This window comes from Pedobacter sp. AJM, from assembly GCF_002197755.1.
Lineage (GTDB): Bacteria > Bacteroidota > Bacteroidia > Sphingobacteriales > Sphingobacteriaceae > Pedobacter.
This window is the reverse complement of record NZ_NHOT01000007.1, coordinates 58,906-80,176: the sequence shown is the minus strand read 5'-3', so window position 1 is coordinate 80,176 and position 21,271 is coordinate 58,906. Positions and strand designations below refer to the sequence as shown.

General features: G+C 40.5%; 20 protein-coding genes and 1 tRNA gene. 8 read left to right on the top strand and 13 right to left on the bottom strand.

Annotated elements, in window-relative coordinates; translation table 11 throughout:
* Positions 1 to 19: 19 nt before the first annotated feature.
* Entirely contained in the window at positions 20 to 1,318 is a 1,299-nt protein-coding gene (locus CBW18_RS14790) for an esterase-like activity of phytase family protein (protein WP_088302095.1), read from the bottom strand.
* Positions 1,319 to 1,472: 154 nt separating this feature from the next.
* Here CBW18_RS14790 and CBW18_RS14785 point away from each other — a divergent pair, with 154 nt between their 5' ends.
* The 4 genes from CBW18_RS14785 (at position 1,473) to CBW18_RS14770 (ending at position 5,246) form a co-directional block, all read left to right on the top strand.
* Positions 1,473 to 2,060 carry a GDSL-type esterase/lipase family protein gene (locus CBW18_RS14785; protein ID WP_088302094.1) on the top strand — a complete coding sequence of 196 codons (588 nt, stop codon included), beginning with the start codon at positions 1,473 to 1,475 and terminating at the stop codon, positions 2,058 to 2,060.
* A 60-nt stretch (positions 2,061 to 2,120) separates the two neighbouring features.
* The gene (locus CBW18_RS14780) at positions 2,121 to 2,849 is read left to right on the top strand and encodes an esterase family protein (protein WP_172406540.1); all 729 of its coding nucleotides are present in this window, start codon (positions 2,121 to 2,123) and stop codon (positions 2,847 to 2,849) included.
* Between the two features lie 132 nt (positions 2,850 to 2,981).
* Complete coding sequence (locus tag CBW18_RS14775; protein ID WP_088302093.1) at positions 2,982 to 4,400, top strand: inorganic phosphate transporter; 1,419 nt, start codon at positions 2,982 to 2,984, stop codon at positions 4,398 to 4,400.
* Positions 4,401 to 4,424: 24 nt separating this feature from the next.
* On the top strand, positions 4,425 to 5,246 hold the full coding sequence (locus CBW18_RS14770; RefSeq protein WP_088302092.1) for a universal stress protein: 822 nt from the start codon (positions 4,425 to 4,427) through the stop codon (positions 5,244 to 5,246).
* Between the two features lie 72 nt (positions 5,247 to 5,318).
* On the opposite strand, the gene CBW18_RS14765 is transcribed toward CBW18_RS14770, so the two are convergent.
* Together CBW18_RS14765 and CBW18_RS14760 are read right to left on the bottom strand one after the other, a co-directional pair.
* Complete coding sequence (locus CBW18_RS14765) at positions 5,319 to 6,056, bottom strand: SDR family oxidoreductase (RefSeq protein WP_088302091.1); 738 nt, start codon at positions 6,054 to 6,056, stop codon at positions 5,319 to 5,321.
* A 77-nt stretch (positions 6,057 to 6,133) separates the two neighbouring features.
* A complete protein-coding gene (locus tag CBW18_RS14760) occupies positions 6,134 to 6,703 on the bottom strand; it encodes a Crp/Fnr family transcriptional regulator (protein WP_088302090.1) in 570 nt (189 codons plus the stop codon).
* Between the two features lie 169 nt (positions 6,704 to 6,872).
* Between CBW18_RS14760 and CBW18_RS14755 the strand changes: the two genes are divergently transcribed.
* From CBW18_RS14755 to CBW18_RS14745, 3 genes are all read left to right on the top strand, one after another.
* The gene (locus CBW18_RS14755) at positions 6,873 to 7,475 is read left to right on the top strand and encodes a Crp/Fnr family transcriptional regulator (RefSeq protein ID WP_088302089.1); all 603 of its coding nucleotides are present in this window, start codon (positions 6,873 to 6,875) and stop codon (positions 7,473 to 7,475) included.
* 90 nt (positions 7,476 to 7,565) lie between these two features.
* Positions 7,566 to 8,372 carry a sterol desaturase family protein gene (locus CBW18_RS14750; protein WP_088302088.1) on the top strand — a complete coding sequence of 269 codons (807 nt, stop codon included), beginning with the start codon at positions 7,566 to 7,568 and terminating at the stop codon, positions 8,370 to 8,372.
* 194 nt (positions 8,373 to 8,566) lie between these two features.
* Positions 8,567 to 9,250 (top strand): phosphatase PAP2 family protein, encoded by a 684-nt coding sequence (locus CBW18_RS14745; protein WP_088302087.1) that lies wholly within the window; start codon positions 8,567 to 8,569, stop codon positions 9,248 to 9,250.
* A gap of 38 nt (positions 9,251 to 9,288) precedes the next feature.
* On the opposite strand, the gene CBW18_RS14740 is transcribed toward CBW18_RS14745, so the two are convergent.
* The 3 genes from CBW18_RS14740 to CBW18_RS14730 form a co-directional block, all read right to left on the bottom strand.
* Entirely contained in the window at positions 9,289 to 9,723 is a 435-nt protein-coding gene (locus CBW18_RS14740; RefSeq protein ID WP_088302086.1) for a VOC family protein, read from the bottom strand.
* Between the two features lie 242 nt (positions 9,724 to 9,965).
* On the bottom strand, positions 9,966 to 12,410 hold the full coding sequence (locus CBW18_RS14735; protein WP_216359247.1) for a TIM-barrel domain-containing protein: 2,445 nt from the start codon (positions 12,408 to 12,410) through the stop codon (positions 9,966 to 9,968).
* Positions 12,411 to 12,824: 414 nt separating this feature from the next.
* Positions 12,825 to 13,184 (bottom strand): hypothetical protein, encoded by a 360-nt coding sequence (locus tag CBW18_RS14730; protein WP_088302084.1) that lies wholly within the window; start codon positions 13,182 to 13,184, stop codon positions 12,825 to 12,827.
* A gap of 546 nt (positions 13,185 to 13,730) precedes the next feature.
* On the opposite strand from CBW18_RS14730, the gene CBW18_RS14725 reads away from it, so the two are divergent.
* Entirely contained in the window at positions 13,731 to 15,062 is a 1,332-nt protein-coding gene (locus CBW18_RS14725; RefSeq protein WP_088302083.1) for a Gfo/Idh/MocA family protein, read from the top strand.
* 285 nt (positions 15,063 to 15,347) lie between these two features.
* Here CBW18_RS14725 and CBW18_RS14720 read toward each other — a convergent pair.
* The 7 genes from CBW18_RS14720 to CBW18_RS14690 all read right to left on the bottom strand — a co-directional run bounded on the left by CBW18_RS14720 (position 15,348) and on the right by CBW18_RS14690 (position 21,252).
* Positions 15,348 to 15,427, bottom strand: a tRNA-Leu gene (locus CBW18_RS14720).
* A gap of 80 nt (positions 15,428 to 15,507) precedes the next feature.
* Entirely contained in the window at positions 15,508 to 15,882 is a 375-nt protein-coding gene (locus CBW18_RS14715; RefSeq protein ID WP_253249050.1) for a DUF3817 domain-containing protein, read from the bottom strand.
* A gap of 56 nt (positions 15,883 to 15,938) precedes the next feature.
* Positions 15,939 to 16,475: a Fe-S protein assembly co-chaperone HscB gene (gene hscB / locus CBW18_RS14710; RefSeq protein ID WP_088302082.1), complete on the bottom strand. Its 537-nt coding sequence runs from the start codon at positions 16,473 to 16,475 to the stop codon at positions 15,939 to 15,941.
* Between the two features lie 75 nt (positions 16,476 to 16,550).
* Entirely contained in the window at positions 16,551 to 17,939 is a 1,389-nt protein-coding gene (gene rseP / locus CBW18_RS14705; protein ID WP_088302081.1) for an RIP metalloprotease RseP, read from the bottom strand.
* A gap of 29 nt (positions 17,940 to 17,968) precedes the next feature.
* Positions 17,969 to 19,156, bottom strand: a complete 1,188-nt coding sequence (locus CBW18_RS14700; RefSeq protein WP_253249049.1) for a 1-deoxy-D-xylulose-5-phosphate reductoisomerase — start codon at positions 19,154 to 19,156, stop codon at positions 17,969 to 17,971.
* 94 nt (positions 19,157 to 19,250) lie between these two features.
* Positions 19,251 to 19,628: a four helix bundle protein gene (locus CBW18_RS14695; RefSeq protein WP_088302080.1), complete on the bottom strand. Its 378-nt coding sequence runs from the start codon at positions 19,626 to 19,628 to the stop codon at positions 19,251 to 19,253.
* Between the two features lie 124 nt (positions 19,629 to 19,752).
* On the bottom strand, positions 19,753 to 21,252 hold the full coding sequence (locus CBW18_RS14690; protein ID WP_088302079.1) for a GH3 auxin-responsive promoter family protein: 1,500 nt from the start codon (positions 21,250 to 21,252) through the stop codon (positions 19,753 to 19,755).
* Positions 21,253 to 21,271: the final 19 nt, after the last annotated feature.

Genomic DNA, 21,271 nt, shown 5'->3' with positions numbered 1-21,271 from the left:
ATACAGGTAGTAGCACGGATTAAAGTTTAACCTTTACAAAGTATAAACGGTTCCGATCTACGGTTTTAGTTAAGGGTAAAATCTTTTGGGCAAAGCCACTGGCTCCATTATCTACCACACCAAAATCGTCATCATTAGAAATCACAAGGATGTTTCCGGGCAAAAGCGCAAGTCCTTCTGCCTTATCATGCGGGTAAATTGATGGCAAATCTTTTAACAGATCCAAGACCAGTGTTTTTGATACTGGCGTAATCCCCGCAGCAGTAAGCCCTGCCTGATTATTTAGTTCTTCTACCGTTTTTCCACCGTAAAGTTTTCCTGTTGAGCCATCAGCTGGATCAGAAATATCTGTAGCATTGCTGATATCAATCTTAAATACCTTTTTAAAGGCGGCAGGATTAGTGGTATCACCACCAAACAGGCCATCTCTTTCTATGGTTAAAAAGGTAGTCGCATTTACAGCTACAATATCGCTCACGCCGGTAAGCGTGGTATTATCCATTAAATAAGCGTATTGTTTGGTTGCGCCAGTTGCAATATCAAAGGTTAATATCCGCAGTACTGTTGAATTGGCTACCGCATTTTTTGAAGGATTGTACATTGGTGACTGCATCATACCCACCAGCGTTTTGCCATCAGGTGTAATAGCTAATCCTTCCATCCCACGGTTTGCCCTTCTTTTGGTAAAAACCGCCGGAATTTTTCGGCCTCCGGTTCCGGTACCAAATGGATTAATGCGTTCAATGGTTTTTCCATTGGCATCAAAATGAGCCAGGTGTGGCCCGTATTCATCGCTGATCCAAAAAGTTCCATCTGCTGCCCTCACCAATCCCTCTGAATCAATACCATCGGCATTCGGCGCAATCACCTGCCCGTTTAAATCATACGCTGTCTCTCCTGAAGCGCCCATACCTGCTGGATTTGGAATCCCGTTTAACTTTCCACCCGCTGCATTTTTCAGCTCAATGGTTTGCTCCAATATCAGCTTTCCATCCTTCAACCTAAACTTTCCAATTTGTGGATCGAAATCAGGTTTTCCGATAATAATGGAATTGGCCAGCTGCCCGGCCACATTTGCACCTCTATCCGTTAACATATAAAATACGGCTGCATCATTTGGATCTGCTGCAACAGCCGAACCGAAACCACCATTGTAAACCTTAACACCACTTGCCGTGGTAAATAAGATGGCCGGATCAGCAACTTCCGCCATATCAGGATAGGTAATAACATGTGGTTCATCGTTGCCTGGAGTCTTTTTACAAGATACCATCCCCAAAAATACCATCAGCCCTAATAAAATTAATTCTTTCTTCATTTCTTAATTTGAATAGTTATCCCGCAAATCAACTACCCGCATATGAATTTCATGTTAATCCAGTAACAAGTAATTTCCCTGATTTTTATTGATGGATTAAAATTTAACATTCTGATCATACAAAATCGCTGATATATCTTTTATATTCACAGGCATGTATTGGTATGAAGATGAAGTGAAGCGCTTAGAACAGGTTTCTCCGGAGAAAAGAAAAAATTATTCCACCATATTTTACGGAAGTTCATCCATTCGTCTCTGGCAGCGTCTTGAAGATGATTTTTCTGCAAAAAGAGTTATCAATCTTGGGTTTGGAGGTTCAACACTAGCGGCATGTGCCTGGTTCTTTGATCGGATTATGACTGGCTATCAGCCAGATGAGCTGATCTTTTATGCAGGCGACAATGATCTGGGTGATGGCCGAAACCCTGAAGAGATATTCTTATTTTTTCTTCAGCTGATGGCAAAGGCCGATGAACACTTTGGTGCTATCCCTTGTTATTTCATCTCGCTAAAACCAAGCCTTTCCAGGTGGCATATGGCCGATCAGTTTAAGTATACCAATAACCTGATTGAGCGTGAGCTAATTAAAAGGAATGGAAACTGGCAATTCATAGATGTTTTTAAACGAATGCTGGATAAGGATGGAAATCCAAATCCGGGTTATTATGATCATGACGGACTTCATTTAAGCAAAGAAGGGTATGATTTGTGGAAAATGATTATTCATAAAAAATTAGGATAATATGATCATTTGTTAATGTTGAAATAATACCGCTGATGTAATTTCCACAAACAATCAGACATGCATAGGGAATATCATAAATGGTACAGTAAACACCTGGAACGCAACATGGAACTTTTGGTTTTTGGGCATTCGGGAAGGGCGGTATTAATGTTCCCAACCAGAATGGCCAGGTTTTACGATTACGAAAACTGGGGAATTGTACACGCCTTATCCGGCAAGATTGAAAAAGGTGAATTACAGCTTTTTTGTGTGGATAGTGTAGATGCAGAAAGTTTTTATAATCAGTCGGTTTTCCCATCGGTACGTATGGCGAGGCACCTGCAATATGAAAGATACCTGCTGGATGAAGTAATTCCATTAATGTACCAAAAAGGCACCCCTAACGGAATTGAAACTGTTGGCTTTAGCATGGGGGCCTATCATGCCATCAACCTTTCCTTAAAATATCCGCAGCTTTTTAAAAAGACCGTTGGCATTAGTGGCAGGTATGATCTTACCCAGGCACCCAATCCTTTTATCGATCTGATGGGTGGCTTTCGTGATGAACTTGTTTACTTTAATATGCCAGAGCAATACCTGTCAAACCTTCAGGATAGCAATCTCATCGCCAGTTTAAAATCTATGGAAATCATCCTGGCCGTTGGAGAAACCGATCCCTTTTATGAGAGCAATAACAGGCTAAGCCAGCTGCTTTGGGAAAGGGACATTACCCATCAGTTATATACCTGGGACAATGATGCGCACCGCCCGCATTACTGGCGGCGGATGGCACCACTTTATATCTAATCACTTACATGGTAGCCGCTTAACGCTAAACATAGCGCAATACGACAATTATTTAACATAGAAGATATATACACATCACTTCTATTGTGGTACTTTGATGGCGTTGCCTACCCTTAATCTTTACTTTATTCTATGTCTTCTTTAAGCGTTATACTTCCCTTTGTGGGCGATACCCATTTAAGCACTCCCCTTTTATTGATATTCCTGTTATGCCTGCTGGCGGTTGTGGCCTTTGAATTTGTTAACGGATTTCACGATACCGCCAATGCAGTGGCTACCGTAATTTATACCAAAGCATTAAAACCGGTTGTCGCCATTCCATGGTCTGGATTCTGGAATTTTATGGGCGTTTTTACCGGAGGGATTGCGGTTGCCATGGGGATTCTCAAACTCGTTCCGCTTGATGCACTCATGAACTTACCCATTGGTGTGGGTGCCTGTATGGTGCTGTCTGTACTCCTGGCCTCTATTGCCTGGAATTTAGGTACCTGGTATCTGGGCATTCCCTGTTCCAGTTCGCATACTATGATTGGTGCCATGATTGGTGCCGGATTAGGTTTTACCTGGTATTATGGCGGAGCAGGCGTAAACTGGGGAAAAGCAGAGGAGATTGGTTTATCACTGATCTTATCACCCGTTATCGGTTTTGGTCTGGCCATATTGCTCATGTATTTTCTTAAACATGTGATTAAGTACCATGCGCTCTTTCATATCCCTCAGGGTGAAAATGACAGACCGCCGCTGTTAATAAGGGGTTTGCTGATTATGACCTGCACCCTAGTGAGTTTCTTTCACGGCAGCAATGATGGCCAAAAAGGAGTTGGCCTTTTAATGCTGATCCTCATTGCCTTTTTACCTGCTAAATTTGCAGTGAACCATCATATTGCCAAAGAAAAAGTGCTTACCGAACTCAACGGCAGTGAAGTATTGCTGAAAAAGATCGCTGTATTAAACCACAACAAAGGAATTAATATGGCAGAATTTATCATGCGAACCCGTCAAACCAAAATTCACCTGGCTAAAAAAAATGAAACTGATAAGGAAAACACCTATCAGTTTAGGAAGCAGATTGAAGGCATCATTGCGATGATGGGTAAAGTGGAAGCCGATCAGCATTTACAGATAAGCGTTTCAGACAAGCAACAACTCTCAGAATTAAAGCACGAACTTTCAAAACTGGTTGACTTTGCGCCGCTTTGGGTAATTTTAACCATCTCCATTTCCTTAGGACTCGGAACCATGATTGGCTGGAAACGGATTGTAGTGACTATAGGGGAGAAAATTGGCAATGAACACCTTAACTATGCACAAGGTGCTACTTCTGAAATTGTTGCCGCCTCCACTATTGGTTTAAGCACTGCATTTGGCCTCCCGGTAAGCACCACGCATGTATTATCCAGCGGCATTGCCGGTGCCATGGTGGCTTCAGGCGGTAAGGATAACTTAAATAATAATACATTAAAGAGCATTGGTTTGGCCTGGGTACTGACCTTGCCGGTGTCGATCATTCTGGCGATATTGCTTTTTATGCTGTTCCACTTATTCGTATAGCCTCAAACTTTAAATTACCTCAACATGAAACAGATACTGGTTGCCACAGATTTTTCAAAAAGTGCTGCAAATGCATTTGCTTATGCATTGGCAATGGCAAAGGTTTTGCAAATGGAAGTAGCCGCAATTCACGCCATTCACCCTACAGAAGGGATTAACAACAGCACCTATAATGCCATTTTCATTGAATCTTATTATCAGAATAAAAAAACGGCACTTGAGCAATGGGCAAATCACATTCGTGAAGAGCAAAAGTTGGAAAACATCAAGATTTCCACAGTCTGTGATGTTGGTTTCTTAAGGACAGTCATTAACAAATATACCAAGACCCATCCAATTGAACTGTTGATTATGGGCATTACCGGGGCAACCGGAATAAGCGGCATTGTGGGTAGCAATGCGAGTATGGTGGTTACCAAGATGCGGATTCCAACTTTAATTGTTCCGCTGGAGAGTAATTTTCCTGCAAGTCCGATTATTACGCTGGCTACAGATTATGAAACCAAACTTTCTCAAAAAGATGTATTGGCATTGGTAGAGATGCTGAAGGCTTCTGGCTCACAAAAAATGCAGGTATTATATGTGGCAGAAAACTCAGACCAACAGCATATTGAAACTGGTGAAAAAAGCATCAGGGAACTTTTACCCGGTACACAAATCGAATTTAATTATATTAAACACAATAGCGCACCGAACGGGATCATGGATTTTATTGAACAAAACCATACCGATATTCTGTGCCTGGTTAAACATCACCATAACATTATTTACCGCCTGTTTACCAGCAGTACCGTGAATCAGGTGATTAATAAAACAGTAAAGGCTATTTTGGTGCTCCACGAATAATTGGTAGCCGGATAAAGATAGTCTTAAAACAATATTCATCCGGCGCCTAAGAAATTTATTGCTCACAGATTATTACCACGGACTAATGCCTGTTTCATCTTCGATATCATGACTATAGAACTGTCCTGAAGGCGCATCGTCATCAGTTAAGGTATGTTTGATAATAAACGAGGCTGCACTTTCTACCGTACCCGGGCCACTGTGCTGGTTAAAATCAGTTGCCGTATAACCCGGATCAATCACATTCACTTTAAAAGGAAGGTCTTTCAATTCATAGGCCAGTACAATGGTATAAGCGTTTAGCGCAGCCTTTGATGTTCCATACGCAGCCGTTTTAACCTGGTAATATTTCCATGATGGATCACTGTGAAGTGTTAAGGATCCAAGTCCGGATGTGATGTTGCTGATTCTAGGACAATCAGATCTTTTAAGCAAATCAAGAAAGGCCTGTGTTACACTGATCACCCCGAAAAAATTGGTATCAAACACTTCCTGAATGTGAGGTACAGGCGTATCAACAGCCATTTGCGGACTATCACCAAGAATACCGGCATTATTAATCAGGATATCAAGTTTCCCTTGCTCTCTTTCGATGCGATCTTTAGCTGCAGATATCGATTCGGGATGCGTTACATCAATTTCAATCGCTTTAATATGCTCAAACCCCTGTTTCAAAAGCTCAGCCACAACGGCTTCTCCTTTTTCCAGGTTACGGCTTCCTAAATATACGAACAATCCTTTTTCAGACAGCTGTTTTGCAACTTCCAGGCCAATGCTTCTGTTGGCTCCTGTTATGAGTACTGATTTCATTTTCTTTTGGTTTTAATTGATGTTGTAAAGTTGCATCAACAGATCGGTGAATTATTTGCCATTTGGCAAAAAGCATTTTACCTGATATTTTTTCTGATCCTGCTTAATGAAGATTGTGTAACACCCAAATAGGAAGCAATATAAGACAGTGGAATCCGGTTGACCACCGTAGGGTAAATTTCCAGAAATTTCAGGTATCGGGTAGTGGCATCTTCTGTTACCAGCGGACTTCTTCGCGCTACTTTTTGCATCAGTGCCCTTGAAATGATTTTATGCACCATGGTTTCAAAGCCAACAATAGTTTGTAACAGCTCCTGCCAGTCTTTTTTAGAGAATACAATTAAGGTACAATCGGTAACGGCTTGCACATAGGCACTTGAGCAGATTTCCAGATCGAAGCTTTCCAGGTCGACCACCAGATTATTTTCTTCAATAAAATATTTGGTAATTTCTTCGCCTTTATTGCTGTAATAGCATACCCGCACGATTCCTTCTACCACGAAACCTACCTGCCGGGCAATTTTTCCGGCTTCTGAAAAGTATGCCAGATGAGGAAGCTGCATTTTAACAGCTTTGCCGGATATGAAATCCATTTGCTGCTGATTGAGGTTCCCAAACCTCAGCATAAATTCGAATAATTCTTTCATAAGTGCAAGTTAGGCAAAGTAAGCCTGAGCACATTTGCCATTTGGCAAAAATTATCGTCCCAAAAAGCATATACTTACTGCATTAATATTTATGGCAGACCATAATTTTGCAGGCTTGCCAGGATATTTCTAATTTAGCAATTGCTCATGGGCATTTTTTCTTTTTAATATGGCAACTTCAATAGATACCTTACAGGAATTATTGTTTGATTTAGCGGGCGTACTGCCTGCCGATACCACACCATTATTTGCCATGACGACCCCGGTATTGCTGGAAACCAATGAAACCTACATCCGTGAAGGAGAAAACAGCCGTCGACTGGCTTTTATTGAACAAGGCGTTATCCGGGCATACACCATTAAGGAAAATGGAGATGAAGCGACATTGCTCCTCCGCTGGGAGGGCCAATTTATTGCCTCACACGATACCATTATTAACCGCCAACCTTCCCGGTTTATTTACCGTGCGCTTGAACCGGTAAAGTTGCTGCAGATCGATTATGATGTGCTGGAGGAGATCCTGAAGACCCACCCGGAGTATGAACCACTCCGTAATTTTTTCCTGATGAAAATGCTGGCGGAATCTTTAAAAATGCTGGAATCTTTTGTCACGCAATCACCTGAAGAGCGTTATCGCGAACTCCTGTCCGAACGTTTCGACCTGGTAAACCGTGTGCCTGACAAATACATTGCTTCCATGCTTGGTATAACCCCCGTATCCCTGAGCAGAATCCGCAAAAGGATGCATACAAAAGGAAAAACAGCAACATAAATTATCCTTTGTTAAGCTGCTAAATTATCTTTTGTTAACGAGGCAAAATCTATCTGCTTTATACTTTTGGTATATAAAAATGAGATAGATATGGAAAAGATAATAGAAGCCACCATTCGTATTTTTAGTGTTTCGGCTATCCGGTATTTTTTACTTGCCGGAATTCCTTTTACACTGTTTTATCTGCTGATACCTGCTAAGCTGGGTAAATTCAAGATCCAGCAAAAACTAGCCACCAGAAAAGACTTCATCCGTGAGGTATGGCATTCCATGCAGAGTACACTGGTCTTTTCAATCATCGCAGTTGGATTGGTTTTCACGCCTCTGCGTCAATACACCCGAATTTATGAAAACATTCATGATTTCCCGATATGGTATATGGGTGTTGCGCTGGTACTCAGCCTGATTATACATGATACCTATTTTTATTGGATGCACCGGTTATTACACCATAAAAAATTGTTCAAACTTACCCACCTGGTTCACCATAAAAGTACCAATCCCTCGCCCTGGACATCCTATAGTTTTCATATACTGGAAGCCATTACCGAAGGACTTGTTTTAGTGCCAATTGTACTGCTGCTGCCGATGCATCCCTTAACGATATTACTCTTTACCGTAACGGGCTTCATCATCAATGTGTACGGACACCTGGGCTATGAAATTATGCCTAAATGGTTCCGCTTTACCTGGGCATTTGAAATCCTGAATACTTCGGTACACCATAACCTGCACCATAGCAAATTCAAGGGAAATTATGGCTTGTATTTCAGAATCTGGGACCGGGTAATGGGCACGGAACATCCGGATTATGTAAAGGAATATGATCGCTTGCAAGATCAGCGTTTTAATCAAATCGCTCCGGAAGAAAAAAATCAAGAGGTACAGGCCGTATAAAAATACGATCATTCCCCCTTCTTGAAAAAAGAAGGGGGCCTGCTCTGCTGGGCAGTGGTGGTTAATACCAGTTCACAATTATTTATTAATCAAAAAACATAAAAACAGTCACAGGTCTGTTACAGAAAGCATGACCTAAGCTTAACGTTCAGGTTATTTCAGGTTCATAATTTCGGCAAGAAATTTCCAGACACATGATCAAACGACTACAAAAATTACCCTGTTATTTTCTTACCCTTTTTATTCTGCTAATCGCAACAGTAATTTTTGTTAGCCTGTTTCCGAAAATGCAAGGATTCTTATGGCTAAATCAATATCATACCAACTCGCTTGATTTTACTTTTAAAGTCATGACCAATCTAGGCGATGGTTTTTTCATCATTTTTGCAGCCATATTACTATTATCCATTAAAAAAAAGAAGAAGGCTATAGCCGTTTTACTGGCCTATGCCTATTCCGGCGTGTTCGTACAACTATCTAAAAGATTGTACAATCAACCCAGGCCAAAATTACTGATGCAGCAGCTCCACATTCCTTACACACATTTTGTTGAAGGCTTAAATGTGCACAACCATTCTTCCTTCCCATCAGGTCATACGGCATCGGCTTTTGCACTATCAACAATTATGGTACTGGTTTTTAAAAAGAAAAAAATATCATGGCCATGTATCATGTTTGCTGTAGCTGTAGGTTATTCGAGAATTTACCTCGCACAACATTTCCCTATTGATGTTCTTTTTGGCGCTTTGACCGGTGTGCTATGTGGCTGTTTAAGTTATCACCAAACTTATACCCTTAAATTATTCAGACCAGTAAAAGTGGCAAAACGACTGAAACGTTTGAGAATGGCTAACGCTCAATTAATTACCAATGGCTGATTGGAGGTATAACATACCAATGATTTACCTCCCTAACGCTACAAATTCGGATCAAATTCTACCGTCCATTGAACGCCAAACTGATCCACAAGCATCCCGAAGTAAGAACTCCATGGACTATCTGCAATAGGCATTTCTATTTTTCCACCAGCTGAAAGTCCTTTAAATAAATACGCTGCTTCTTCTTTATTTTCAGCACTAATGGCAATGTGAAAATTATCTCCGAAAGTAAATTTCCGCCCTTCCATTTCCAGCATCGCATCAGAACCCATCAGCATATTATTTTTCCCGAGAGGCAAAGCGATGTACATGATTTTATCCAGGTAGGTTTCAGGTATTGCATATTCAGCAGTGGGTGTCAAATCTTTATAACGAACCAACTTCGTAAATTCCCCACCAAGCACGGATTGATAAAAGTTAAATGCTTCTTCGGTATTACCGGTGAAATGTAAATAAGGATTAAATAGTGCCATAATTTTAATTTTATCATATTAGGGATTTAGCGCAGCCTGATTTTCGTATCGATTATGGTTAGTTGGGGACTGGCAAAACGACTGTATCTCAAATATAAGCACAAATTTATAACTTTCAGCTGTTGTTAAATCTCCCGCCTGATGAGATGTGATCCAACCAAAGCGCAAATAAAAATAGCAGCAAATCTCAAATCAGATTTCTGCTGCTATCAAGCATAAAGTCAATAAATCAACCTATTGAATTAAAATTTCACTTCCAGTTTTTTACCTGTATAAGTCACGTTTTTATTTGCTCCTGAAGGCAATACAATGGTAAACTTTCTATTTTGAAGCATCCCTTTATAACTCCCTTTCCGATTGGCAATAGTTAGTTTTTTGGCGGCATCGTTCCAGTTAAATTCGATTTCAGTATAGGCACCTTTTTCATAATTGTAGTTATCCAGCTCATCTTCATACAATACAAAAGAGCCATTTGCTCCAGGATATACTTTTACTTCAAGATTATCCCATTTTTGTTGCGTAGCATATTGCACTTTTGGCCCCATTGGTAAAATTGAACCAGCCTTAATATAAAGGGGAATCATATCAATAGTTGTTTTTTTGATCAGCTCCTGTCCGCCTTTCAACTGCTCATTGGTCCAGAAATCGTACCATAGCGTACCAGCCGGAAGATATACGGGTGATGATTTTTCAGCAGTAAAATCAATTGCAGCTTTCTGATCATTCTCTTTACCCTCTTTTTTATTCCAGCCACTGTTTTCATTCACCTTCACAATCGTTTCAGGTGTGTATTGCGCTTTAACAACGGGTGCCACCAGGATCGATTGCCCAAACATGTATTCATTGTTAATGTCCCAAACTCTTTTATCCTCTACAAAATCCATGAAAAGGGCACGCATAAAGCTGGATTGCTTTGCGGTAACTGCCCATGAGGTAGAATAGATATAAGGTAAAAGGGTGTAACGGAGGTTGATAAATTTATCTATGGCATCATAGATGGGTTCGCCTTTTTTTCCAAACTGATAGATTTCTCTGGGCACATCCGTTCCATGCGAACGCATCATGGGATTAAACGTACCAAACTGGAGCCACCTCACGTACAGTTCCTGGTATAATGGGTTTTTACTTCCCGAGCCACCGTTCGAAGATTTGTTATATGCACCAGCGAAAAAACCACCGATATCTGAATTCCAGTGGGGGATGCCGGTAAGCGAAAAATTTAATCCGGCAGGGATCTGCTTGCGGAAAGTATCCCAGCTGGAACCCGTATCTCCAGACCAGGTATTGGCACCGTAACGTTGCTGCCCGGCAAAGGCCGACCTTGTTAAAATAAAGACTCTTTTATCTGACGTGGTTTTACGCTGATGATCATATACTCCTCCTACAGCCATTAGCGGATAGGCATTGCGCACTTTACGGAATGATCCTAAATATGTTTTGGTATCATAATCAGCTGGTTTAATCTGCAGGTGGTCAGGTTCAGTAGAATCCATCCACCAGCCATCGATCCCTTTAGCTAACAAGCCATTACTGGCATATTTCCAGTAAATATCGCGGGCTTCAGGATTGTAGGCATCATACACCCTTACACCAGAGGGATAATCCAGATTAGGAGGCCATTTCTCTGAACCTGATTCCGGCCAGGTTGTAATGTTGTAGAGCATCCCTTTTTTATCCAATTCCTGGTACGGCTTGGTTTGCGGACCAAAAGAAGACCAGATGGAAATAATCAGGTGCGCATGTTGGGCATGTACATCATCAGCCATTTTTTTCCCGTCAGGAAAATCTACATTCAGGAAATCCATGGCATTCCACAGGTAGTTATTCCCCCAATATTGCCAATCCTGAATAATGCCATCAAGGGGTACATTCAGTTCGCGGTATGTTTTTACCACATTCAATAATTCCTGCTGGCTTTTATAACGCTCCTTACTTTGCCAGAAGCCGTATGTCCATAAAGGGAACATGGGCACCTTACCTGTAAGCGTACGCATGTTGGCGATAACACCATCGGCATTGCCCCCATACATAAAATAATAATCTACACCATCACCTACCTGCGATTTAAAAGAGGTTTCATCCGCATCATCCTGAAATTCGGTTGGAGAATAATTATCCCAAAACAGGCCATAACCTTTTACAGATTGGAAGAAAGGGACAGCATCTTCTACATTGCCCTGCTCAAGATGATATTGCTGATTTCTTTGATTAAGCTTTCCACGCTGATGTTGGCCAAGCCCGTAAATAGGTTCTTCCTTCTCTAAGGCAAAAGCCTGATAAACATGATAACTATCTGCACCTGTATCATTGAACGATGTAAACCTGGTACCTTTATTTTTTTCTTTCAATAATGCTTTCCCGGAGGCTGAAGAAAATTCAACATTGCCGGTGGTCAGATCTAACCTGGCATTTATTTTTTCTGATTTTAACCATACAACCTTGCCGGTTTGCTGTGCCTGGAAAATGGTTTTTCCAGGTAATAAGGTTACCGAAAGACTTTGTTTAACAAATGATTTGCCTGCAGGTATTTTAATTACCCGTACAATGGATGGTGTGTAAAACTGTATTTCTACCTGATTACCGTTGGCTATGGCTTTTATCCCCAGATTAGTTTTTTCAAAAGATTGTGCAAATGCATTTAAAACAGATAAGAAGAGCACTAGCATTAAACAGGTTCGTTTCATCATTGGTTTATACTGGTTATAATTAAAAAATTAGCAGCAATTTTAAATAAACTGCTCTTTTCAGTGCGCTAAAAATAATTAAAATTTCCGGAGATAGTGCTGGCGCATTACTAGACATTAATTAACTCACGGCGCGCATAGTGCCACGCGTGCCGCGTGTGCACTTTATATCATCTTTGCAATATCCATCTAAATCTATCACTCATTTGTCTCCGCTGTAATTTATTGCGCTATCGTGTTGTTAAAACCAAACTTTATTTCAAAGCTTACAACAATAAAATTATGACTCAAACAACATGAAAAAGCATTGGTCTTTTAACTAAAAAAGGTTGTAACTAAAGGCTACGACCTAATATTAAATGGCTGGCTTTATTTTGCACACGCGACACGCGTGCGCCAGCGGGGTGATTATTTTATCTAATAGGTTTGGCATGGTTTAAACTGTTGAAGAATTTGGCAAAAAGGTGTAGCATTTTGATAATAAGGATGATCTTCCCATTTAAAAAGTGGTCTTATCAATAAGTTATTTAATATGTTTTCATTATCAGTTATCCTATAATTATCATCTTCAAAACTAGGCAGATTGATTTCGACAATTGTTAAATCCTCTTTATAATAAAAGCTTAATTGACCAAAATCAGGTAATCCATCTGCATCAATAAATTCATCACATATTGTTAAATAAAATTTCTTTTCAATGGACTTTATTTGAGAACTATTAATATCTAAAAATTCTGTAGCAACTCCCTCGCTAGCGCACGCGTGCCGCGTGTGCATTTCTGTTGTTCCTGCAGTTTATCTAAATCTATCAATCCTTTGTCTTCGCAATAATTCATTACGCTATAGCGTTGCAAAAACTAATCTTTATTTATAAAGCCTGCAACATAAAATTATGATTCAACAACATACAAAAGCACTACTCTATTAATTAAAAAAGGTTGTAACTAATGGCTACGACCTAATATTTCAATTGCATAGCTGGCTTTATTTTGCACACGCGGCATGCGTGCATTAGCGGGGCTAACCATTTACCACAGGCAAACCACTTACCAAAGCTAATCAGGCATTCCATACAGGTAATCTTAATCGTAGGCCTGTATATATGTAAAAAAAGTGCGTTCCAAAGCCAGTAAAAAATGGGGGTTGGCACTTCACTGGATGCAGATTTTTTTTGATACCTCCATTTTCTAAAAGCCACCCGCCCTTCCACTCTGCTATAAAAGACCCGGATATGGGTAACATTCTTATTAATTTTAACGATATATCTTGGATGCGCCACTTATTTTGTAATTTACTTTCAGTATGAACCGTAAACCAAATTAAATGTTAAACCGTAGAAAATTCCTCAACTACGCTGCAACCGCAGTGGGAACCACTGCCATGCTTTCTGCCTTAGACAATCCAGCCTATGCTCTTTTCAATAAGACTATCGGCGCAAACGACCAGATCAATATTGGTGTAATAGGAATCAAAGGCATGGGATGGTCAGACCTCAAAGCGGCCCTCAAAGTACCGGGGGTAAACCTGATCGCCCTGTGTGACAGTGATGCCAATGTGCTTGATGAAAGGATGGCCGAATTAAAGTCGATGAATGTTGACGCCGCAAAAGTAAAGAGATATAAAGATTATCGTGCGCTGCTTGATAATAAAGATGTCGATGCTGTAATTATCGGGACACCCGATCACTGGCATGCACTGATGATGATTCATGCCGTACAGGCAGGTAAGGATGTATATGTTGAAAAGCCGGTGGGCAACTCTATTGTCGAATGCAGTACCATGGTCAAGGCGCAGGAAAGATACAATAAGGTTGTACAGGCAGGTCAATGGCAGCGCAGTCAGCAACATTTTAAAGATGCTGTTGATTTTGTAAAGAGCGGCCAGCTGGGAAATATCAGAACGGTAAAAGTATGGTGTTACCAGGGCTGGATGAAACCTGCACCCGTAGTACCGGATACCTTACCCCCTGCAGGCGTTGATTATGCCATGTGGCTTGGGCCGGCGAATAAACGAGCATTTAATGCCAGCAGATATCACTTCAATTTCCGCTGGTTCTGGGATTATGCCGGTGGGTTAATGACCGACTGGGGCGTGCATTTACTGGATTATGGCCTGCTGGGCATGAATTCACCTGTACCAAAAACCATATCTGCATTAGGAGGCCGTTTTGCCTATCCTGACCTGTATGAAGAAACTCCTGATACGCTGACTACCTTATACGAGTTTGACAAGTTCAACATGGTATGGGATTCTGCCATGGGCATCGATAATGGCTCTTATAACCGCAACCATGGGATTGCCTATATCGGGAACAACGGCACGCTGATCCTCAACAGAGAAGGCTGGGAAGTCATTGAAGAAAAGGCAAGCGGCAATAAAGTGAGCAAGCCCTTTGTTAAATCCTCAGATAACGGACTGAATAATCATATGGTCAATTTCTTTAGTGTGGTCAGATCCAGAAAAAAAGAAGAACTGAATTGTTCTATACAGGATGCTGCGCATGTAGCTACCGTTGCCCAAATGGGAAACATTGCCTTCAGAAGCGGACAAAAATTATCATGGGACAATGCCAAACACCAGTTTACAAACCAACAGATCAATGATAAATACCTTTTGGCACCGTATCACAACGGCTACAGCTTACCCAAAGTTTAACGCTAGAGTTTAAGAAGATCAGGATGCATTCACCTCCTGATGATATACCGCGGCTGCCTGAATCTGAATCAGGCAGCCGCGTTTTTTTTAAGTATCGCAAGTCATTCTCTCTGACATACATGATAGAAACAGTCCCTTTCCACCATATATCAGTTGAGTAATTAAGTCTGAGATATACCTCATTCATTACTTATCGACCACTGCCCTACCTGATCACCTACTCAATAAAAAAGGACTGCTTTTTGAGTAGCAGTCCTTCGTCAATTCGGGCTTAAGCCCACTTTGTACCCGGAGCCGGAGTCGAACCGGCACGGTTTCCCACAGGTGTTTGAGACCAGCGCGTCTACCAATTCCGCCATCCGGGCATGTGTTGGACGGGGATGCAAATGTAGATATCCGAAACTTAAATTACAACATTATTTGAAAATAATTCGTAACCCATTTACTAAATGCCACTTGCAGATTCAGCACGCTCATCTTTTAACTTTCTATCAACGATAAATGGTGCAAATGGCAATAGTGAAGCAAAGAAAATAAGCACTGCTTTGCCGAATGTCCATTTTTGTTCTTGCCAAGCCATAATTAAGGTGGCTGCATACATTACAAATAGCAATCCATGTGCCCATCCCGTGTATTTCACATATAAAGGCAGGTGAGCCCAGTATTTCAGGGGCATGGCGACAAATAATAGAAGCAAATAGGAAATCCCCTCGGCTACAGCAACTTTTCTAAAAACGGATAGTAAACTCATGGAATCTGATTTTTGTCCGAAAGTAATATAAACACCCTGACGATCAAAAACTAAAAAATGATTTGACATTAAGGTGTTTAGCAGGCCTACCGATATCTCATAAACTGCCTGTTTATTTACGATTTCTACGCTTTCAGCTTTTCCCTTAACCTGGAAATGTATTTCTGGCGGTAAAAAATATCTTTTATAGTCGCCAGCAGTTGCGCTGAATCTTCAGGGTCTTCATCATACTTTAAGGTTAACTGGTCAAGTTCTCCTGCCAGCTGTTCTTCCAGCTGATCAACCTCACGACTTACCTGGGCCAGTTTTTCAGCATCAGGCTCAAACTCCAGATCCATCAGGGCTTCGTTTATGTCCATCATTTCCATCAGAAAAGCTGGCGGCAACTGGTAGCCCTCGTCTGTTTTTACAATCCCCTTAAGCTCAAGCACATATTTTAACCGCCTTTTAGCATGACTAAGCGTTTGGTATGCTTTATTGTTTAAGGTTGATAGGTCCAGTACCTCCTGTTGTTTTTCATCTTCTTCGTTGGCATAAAAATCCGGATGATACTGCTTGCTTAAAGCATAGAACTTCGCTTTCACAGCCTGCTGATCTGGATTAAATTGAACCGGTAATTCGTAAAATTCAAAATAGTTGGGTTGCTGTATGGTCTTGCTCATGATAGGGGTATAAATAAAAAGCCGCAGCTGTTCAGGTTAAATCTATCCAGCTGCGGCAATAATATCAATTTGGTTTTACTTCCCGAAGGATTTTAAAATATCATTACCAAAAGCAAACACCATCAGGCAAATTAAAATCACGAAACCCACAATTTGCGCTTTCTCCAGCACTTTTTCACTTACGGGTTTGCGTTGTACCATCTCAATCAGTAAGAACACCACATGGCCACCATCTAAACCGGGAATAGGCAATAAATTCATAAAGGCCAGTGCCATAGAAATCAGGCCTGTTAACGTCCAGAATTTTACCCAATCAAAAGTGCTGCCGTAAACCTTTGCAATCCCTATCGGACTGCTGATGTTCCTGGCACTGAGTTTACCGGTAATCATTTTACCAATGCCTTTTGCATTATCAACAAAAGTGCTCCAGGCCATTCCTGCTCCAACCGGAAGGGATTCTGCAAAACCGAAATCAACGTGTGCTGTTTCAGGCATTTTGAAATTTGGTGCAATACCAATGGTTCCTTCCGCTCCAACTTTTAAATTGAAATCAATCGGTTTGCCATTACGCAAGGCCTGAATGGAAATATTCTTATTTTTATTGGATGATACCTCTTCCTTAAACTGATCAAAGAAAGTAATGGGCTTTCCGTTTACGGCCAGGATGCTGTCGCCGGGTTTAATACCTGCCGCATATGCCGGATAAACCGGCTTCACATATTTGCGACCAAAAATCCGGTCCAGAAAAGATTGCTGATCAGCTTTTTCGTCAGGCGCAAGTACAGTGGCTACACTTGCCATGCGGTACCGCGGACTAATAAAATTCTCCTTATCGTTTTTAGACAGCTTATTTAAAATCGTATCCGGAACCGAAACATATAAAGTTTGATTGCCTCTTAAAATGGTTAGTTGTGCGCCATCAAACAATACTTTACTTGAAATGGCATCTTCAAATTTGATCAGTTTATTGCCATTAATCGCTAAAATGCGGTCGCCGTTTTTTAATCCAATTTCTTTACCCAGCGTGCCAACCGAAATACCATCGTTTAATTTTCCATTTACGGTATAGTTTTGACCAACGTTAAAGGTGAGCATCCAGAAAATAAAAATTCCCACGATCACGTTCACGATAATCCCTCCCAGCATCACGATTAAACGTTGCCAGGCAGGCTTGGAACGAAATTCCCAGGGTTGAGCTGGCTGAGCCATTTGCTCGGTGTCCATACTTTCATCAATCATACCAGCGATTTTAACATAGCCACCCAGCGGTAACCACCCCACACCGTATTCTACATCTCCCTTTTTGAAACTGAAAAGTTTAAATCCCCAGGCATCAAAAAACAGATAAAACTTTTCTACCTTAATACCAAATGCCCTGGCTGCCAGAAAATGCCCTAATTCGTGTAATATTACCAATAGAGACAATCCGAGCAGCAGCTGCCCCGCCATAATCAATCCGTTCATATGCTATACTAATATTTTTATTTTAGATGTTAAATTTTAATTTTTGTTACTAATTCCCCGGCTAAGATACGGCTATGTTTGTCAGTTTCTAAATAATCGGTCAATTGTGGTTTTTCTATGAGGCGGATTTCTGCCATACACTGTTCAATTACTTCACTCATTTCAAGGAAACCAATTTTATCTTTTAAAAATGCCTCCACCACAATTTCATTGGCCGCATTTAAGATACAGGGCATGTTTCCACCTTTTCTTAAGGCTTTAAAAGCCAAATCCAGGTTTCTGAATGTTTCCCGGTCTGCCTGCTGAAAGCTAAAGTTTGGATAGTCCAGAAAATTAAAACGTTTAAAATTGTTTTTTAGCCTGTCGGGATAATTAATAGCATATTGTATAGGAAGTTTCATGTCTGGCACGCCCATTTGCGCCTTCATAGAACCATCTGTAAATTGGACAATAGAATGAATAACAGATTGCGGATGAACGATCACATCAATCTGATCCACATCAAGATCAAACAACCATTTTGCTTCGATCACTTCAAGGCCCTTATTCATTAACGTGGCAGAATCAATGGTGATTTTTGCACCCATTACCCAATTGGGATGTTTTAAGGCCTGCTCCTTTTTAATGGCAGATAAGAAATCTTTTCCCTTTCCCAGAAAAGGACCGCCGGATGCAGTTAGGTAAATCTTTTCGATTTCGTTTTGCTCCTCGCCTACCAGACACTGAAAAATGGCTGAATGCTCCGAATCGACCGGTAGAATTTTCACCTGATATTCAGCTGCTAATGCGGTGATGTATTCACCCGCAACCACTAAAGTCTCCTTATTCGCCAAAGCGATATTTTTACCAGCTTTAATGGCGGCTATGGTGGGTTTTAAACCTACTGACCCCATTAAAGCGGTAAGTACAATATCACTTTTTGGATAAGCCGCTACTTCTGAAAGTGCCGCTTCACCTGCCAGCACCTTAATGGGTAAAGCGGATAAAGCTTCTTTCACAGGTAAATACTGAGTTTCATCGCAAATCACGACAAGTTCCGGCCTGAATTCCATGGTCTGCTGAATCAGCAATTCCGAATTTTTTAAGGCAGATAATACAGCAACTTTAAAGATGCCGGGATTATCCCTGACAACCTCGAGGGCTTGCGTACCAATGCTTCCTGTAGAGCCTAATATCGTTATGTATTTTACAGATTGTTTTATGGTAATATTGTTCAATTGTTATTTTCCTCTCTTGTTAAAAGAATGCTTCTGTTGTTATATGAAACGAGTATTTAGCTTTCTTTTATATTAAAAACCTTACTACAACGGATTAAATTTTCAGCCTTTCGTTAGTAAATTTTATAAGTTGATGAATCTCTTTAGGCAAAGTTTCCAAAGTTGCAAAAATCTTTATGTATGTTTCCTCATTAATTAATTTTCTAACCTTTGCTTTTTCATTCCAGTCTAAACATTCTTTAACCGAACCAAAACTATAGTAATAAAATTTAATCTTATCTTTTTTATGATATCGACCAAAACCTTCCGCTAGATTTGCAGATATGGAATCAACGGCATCTACAAATTGTTGCCCAACAGTATATTTTGCAAAGCTATCCCAATTAGCAACTAAATTCCATACCAAATTGCTTAAATGAAAAGCTTTCGTATAGGCTGTTATTTGATTTAATTGTAAATAATTCTTTTCCATCGCTTAGCCATTATGTAAATAACAATTTAGCAATTATTCTCATTACCAGCCAAATCCGGCAACAATTCAGCAATTAGCAATTTTCATTAGCGCAATGCCATATGGCAATTTAGCCATTTAACAATTAAACAATATATTTCTCCAACCCATCCGCCAATTTCCGGTCATTACTTAATCTTGGCACTTTATTTTGTCCGCCGAGTTTGCCTTCACTTTTCATATAATTAACAAAGGCATCTTTTTGTAACGTACGTATGATTAGGGGCTGAAGGATGTTACCCTCAATTAAATCAAAATAGTAAATATTTTTCTTTTGCAAAGCCTGATCTACTTTTTTACTAAAGGCAGGCATATTTTGTGGTGCAGTTGAAAACTCTACAAACCATTCGTGATAAGGTAAGGCACCGCCTTCAGGGTTTACCTGTGGTGCTACTGTAAATTCTGTAATTTCTACTTTTTCGTCATTGGCCACACTTAATAAGGCCTGCTCCACTTCCTCGCCAATCACATGCTCACCAAATGCAGATATAAAATGCTTAATCCGCCCGGTGACCACTATTTTATAAGGATTTTTAGAAACAAATTTTACCGTATCGCCAATACTATAGCCCCATAAACCTGCATTAGTGTTCAAAATCAAAGCATAATTCACATCCAGTTCTATTTCTCCCAGCGATAGCCTGGTTGGGTACTCATTATAATATTCATCTGCCGGAATAAATTCATAAAAAATTCCCGCATCAGCCAAAAGTAACAGGCCTTTGTCGTTTTGAGCATCCTGATAGGCAATAAAGCCTTCTGATGCCGGATAGGTTTCTATCGCATCTATTTTACGACCAATACTTTGCTCAATTTTTGCCCGATAAGGTTCAAAATTTACCCCTCCATAAATAAACAGACTAAAGTTTTTGAAAATCTCGCTTATCTTTTTCCCATTTGTTTTTTCGGTGAGCTTATCGAAATACATTTGCACCCAGGGTGGAATCCCGGAAATCAGTGTCATGTCTTCGTGAAGGGTTTCCTCCACAATTGCATCCACCTTCTCTTCCCAATCTTCAATAATATTAGTATCATACGAAGGCAATCGATTCTTTTGCAAATAGGCAGGAACATGATGGGCTACAATTCCGGATAAACGCCCTACATTAATTCCATTTTTTACATTCAATACAGGGCTTCCTTGCAAAAAAATCATTTTTCCGTTCACAAAATCGGTCTTTCCTGTTTCATGAATATAGGTAAGGATGGCATTCCGGGCAGCCTTAATGTGCTCTGGCATCGATTCTTTAGAAAGCGGAATGTATTTCACACCAGATGTGGTACCGGATGTTTTAGCGAAATAAAGTGGTTTGCCTTTCCAAAGCACATCTGCCTCACCGTTTACCACACGATCTACATAAGGTTTGAGCCCTTCATAATCCTGTACGGGTACACGTTGTTTAAAATCACTATAGTCTTTAATTTCAGCAAAATGATGGTCCTTGCCAAAAGCTGTTCCCCTGGCTTCAAAGACGAGCTCTTTAAGAATTTTATCCTGGGCAACAACGGCATTCTTCTTCCACTTGTTGATCTGCCATACTGCAAATGCCGCAAATGGTTTACTTAATGCTGCTTTTAATCCCATAATTAATGATTGATTTTTG

Bases quoted from the DNA above. Each gene is read 5' to 3' on its own strand.
- rseP (WP_088302081.1), bottom strand. From the start codon at position 17,939: ATGAACGGATTGATTATGGCGGGGCAGCTGCTGCTCGGATTGTCTCTA.
- CBW18_RS14790 (WP_088302095.1), bottom strand. From the start codon at position 1,318: ATGAAGAAAGAATTAATTTTATTAGGGCTGATGGTATTTTTGGGGATG.
- CBW18_RS14695 (WP_088302080.1), bottom strand. From the start codon at position 19,628: ATGGAAAAGAATTATTTACAATTAAATCAAATAACAGCCTATACGAAA.
- CBW18_RS14725 (WP_088302083.1), top strand. From the start codon at position 13,731: ATGTTAAACCGTAGAAAATTCCTCAACTACGCTGCAACCGCAGTGGGA.
- CBW18_RS14775 (WP_088302093.1), top strand. From the start codon at position 2,982: ATGTCTTCTTTAAGCGTTATACTTCCCTTTGTGGGCGATACCCATTTA.
- CBW18_RS14715 (WP_253249050.1), bottom strand. From the start codon at position 15,882: ATGTCAAATCATTTTTTAGTTTTTGATCGTCAGGGTGTTTATATTACT.
- CBW18_RS14735 (WP_216359247.1), bottom strand. From the start codon at position 12,410: ATGATGAAACGAACCTGTTTAATGCTAGTGCTCTTCTTATCTGTTTTA.
- CBW18_RS14690 (WP_088302079.1), bottom strand. From the start codon at position 21,252: ATGGGATTAAAAGCAGCATTAAGTAAACCATTTGCGGCATTTGCAGTA.
- CBW18_RS14750 (WP_088302088.1), top strand. From the start codon at position 7,566: ATGGAAAAGATAATAGAAGCCACCATTCGTATTTTTAGTGTTTCGGCT.
- CBW18_RS14770 (WP_088302092.1), top strand. From the start codon at position 4,425: ATGAAACAGATACTGGTTGCCACAGATTTTTCAAAAAGTGCTGCAAAT.
- CBW18_RS14785 (WP_088302094.1), top strand. From the start codon at position 1,473: ATGTATTGGTATGAAGATGAAGTGAAGCGCTTAGAACAGGTTTCTCCG.
- hscB (WP_088302082.1), bottom strand. From the start codon at position 16,475: ATGAGCAAGACCATACAGCAACCCAACTATTTTGAATTTTACGAATTA.
- CBW18_RS14745 (WP_088302087.1), top strand. From the start codon at position 8,567: ATGATCAAACGACTACAAAAATTACCCTGTTATTTTCTTACCCTTTTT.
- CBW18_RS14765 (WP_088302091.1), bottom strand. From the start codon at position 6,056: ATGAAATCAGTACTCATAACAGGAGCCAACAGAAGCATTGGCCTGGAA.
- CBW18_RS14740 (WP_088302086.1), bottom strand. From the start codon at position 9,723: ATGGCACTATTTAATCCTTATTTACATTTCACCGGTAATACCGAAGAA.
- CBW18_RS14730 (WP_088302084.1), bottom strand. From the start codon at position 13,184: ATGCACACGCGGCACGCGTGCGCTAGCGAGGGAGTTGCTACAGAATTT.
- CBW18_RS14780 (WP_172406540.1), top strand. From the start codon at position 2,121: ATGCATAGGGAATATCATAAATGGTACAGTAAACACCTGGAACGCAAC.
- CBW18_RS14760 (WP_088302090.1), bottom strand. From the start codon at position 6,703: ATGAAAGAATTATTCGAATTTATGCTGAGGTTTGGGAACCTCAATCAG.
- CBW18_RS14755 (WP_088302089.1), top strand. From the start codon at position 6,873: ATGGCAACTTCAATAGATACCTTACAGGAATTATTGTTTGATTTAGCG.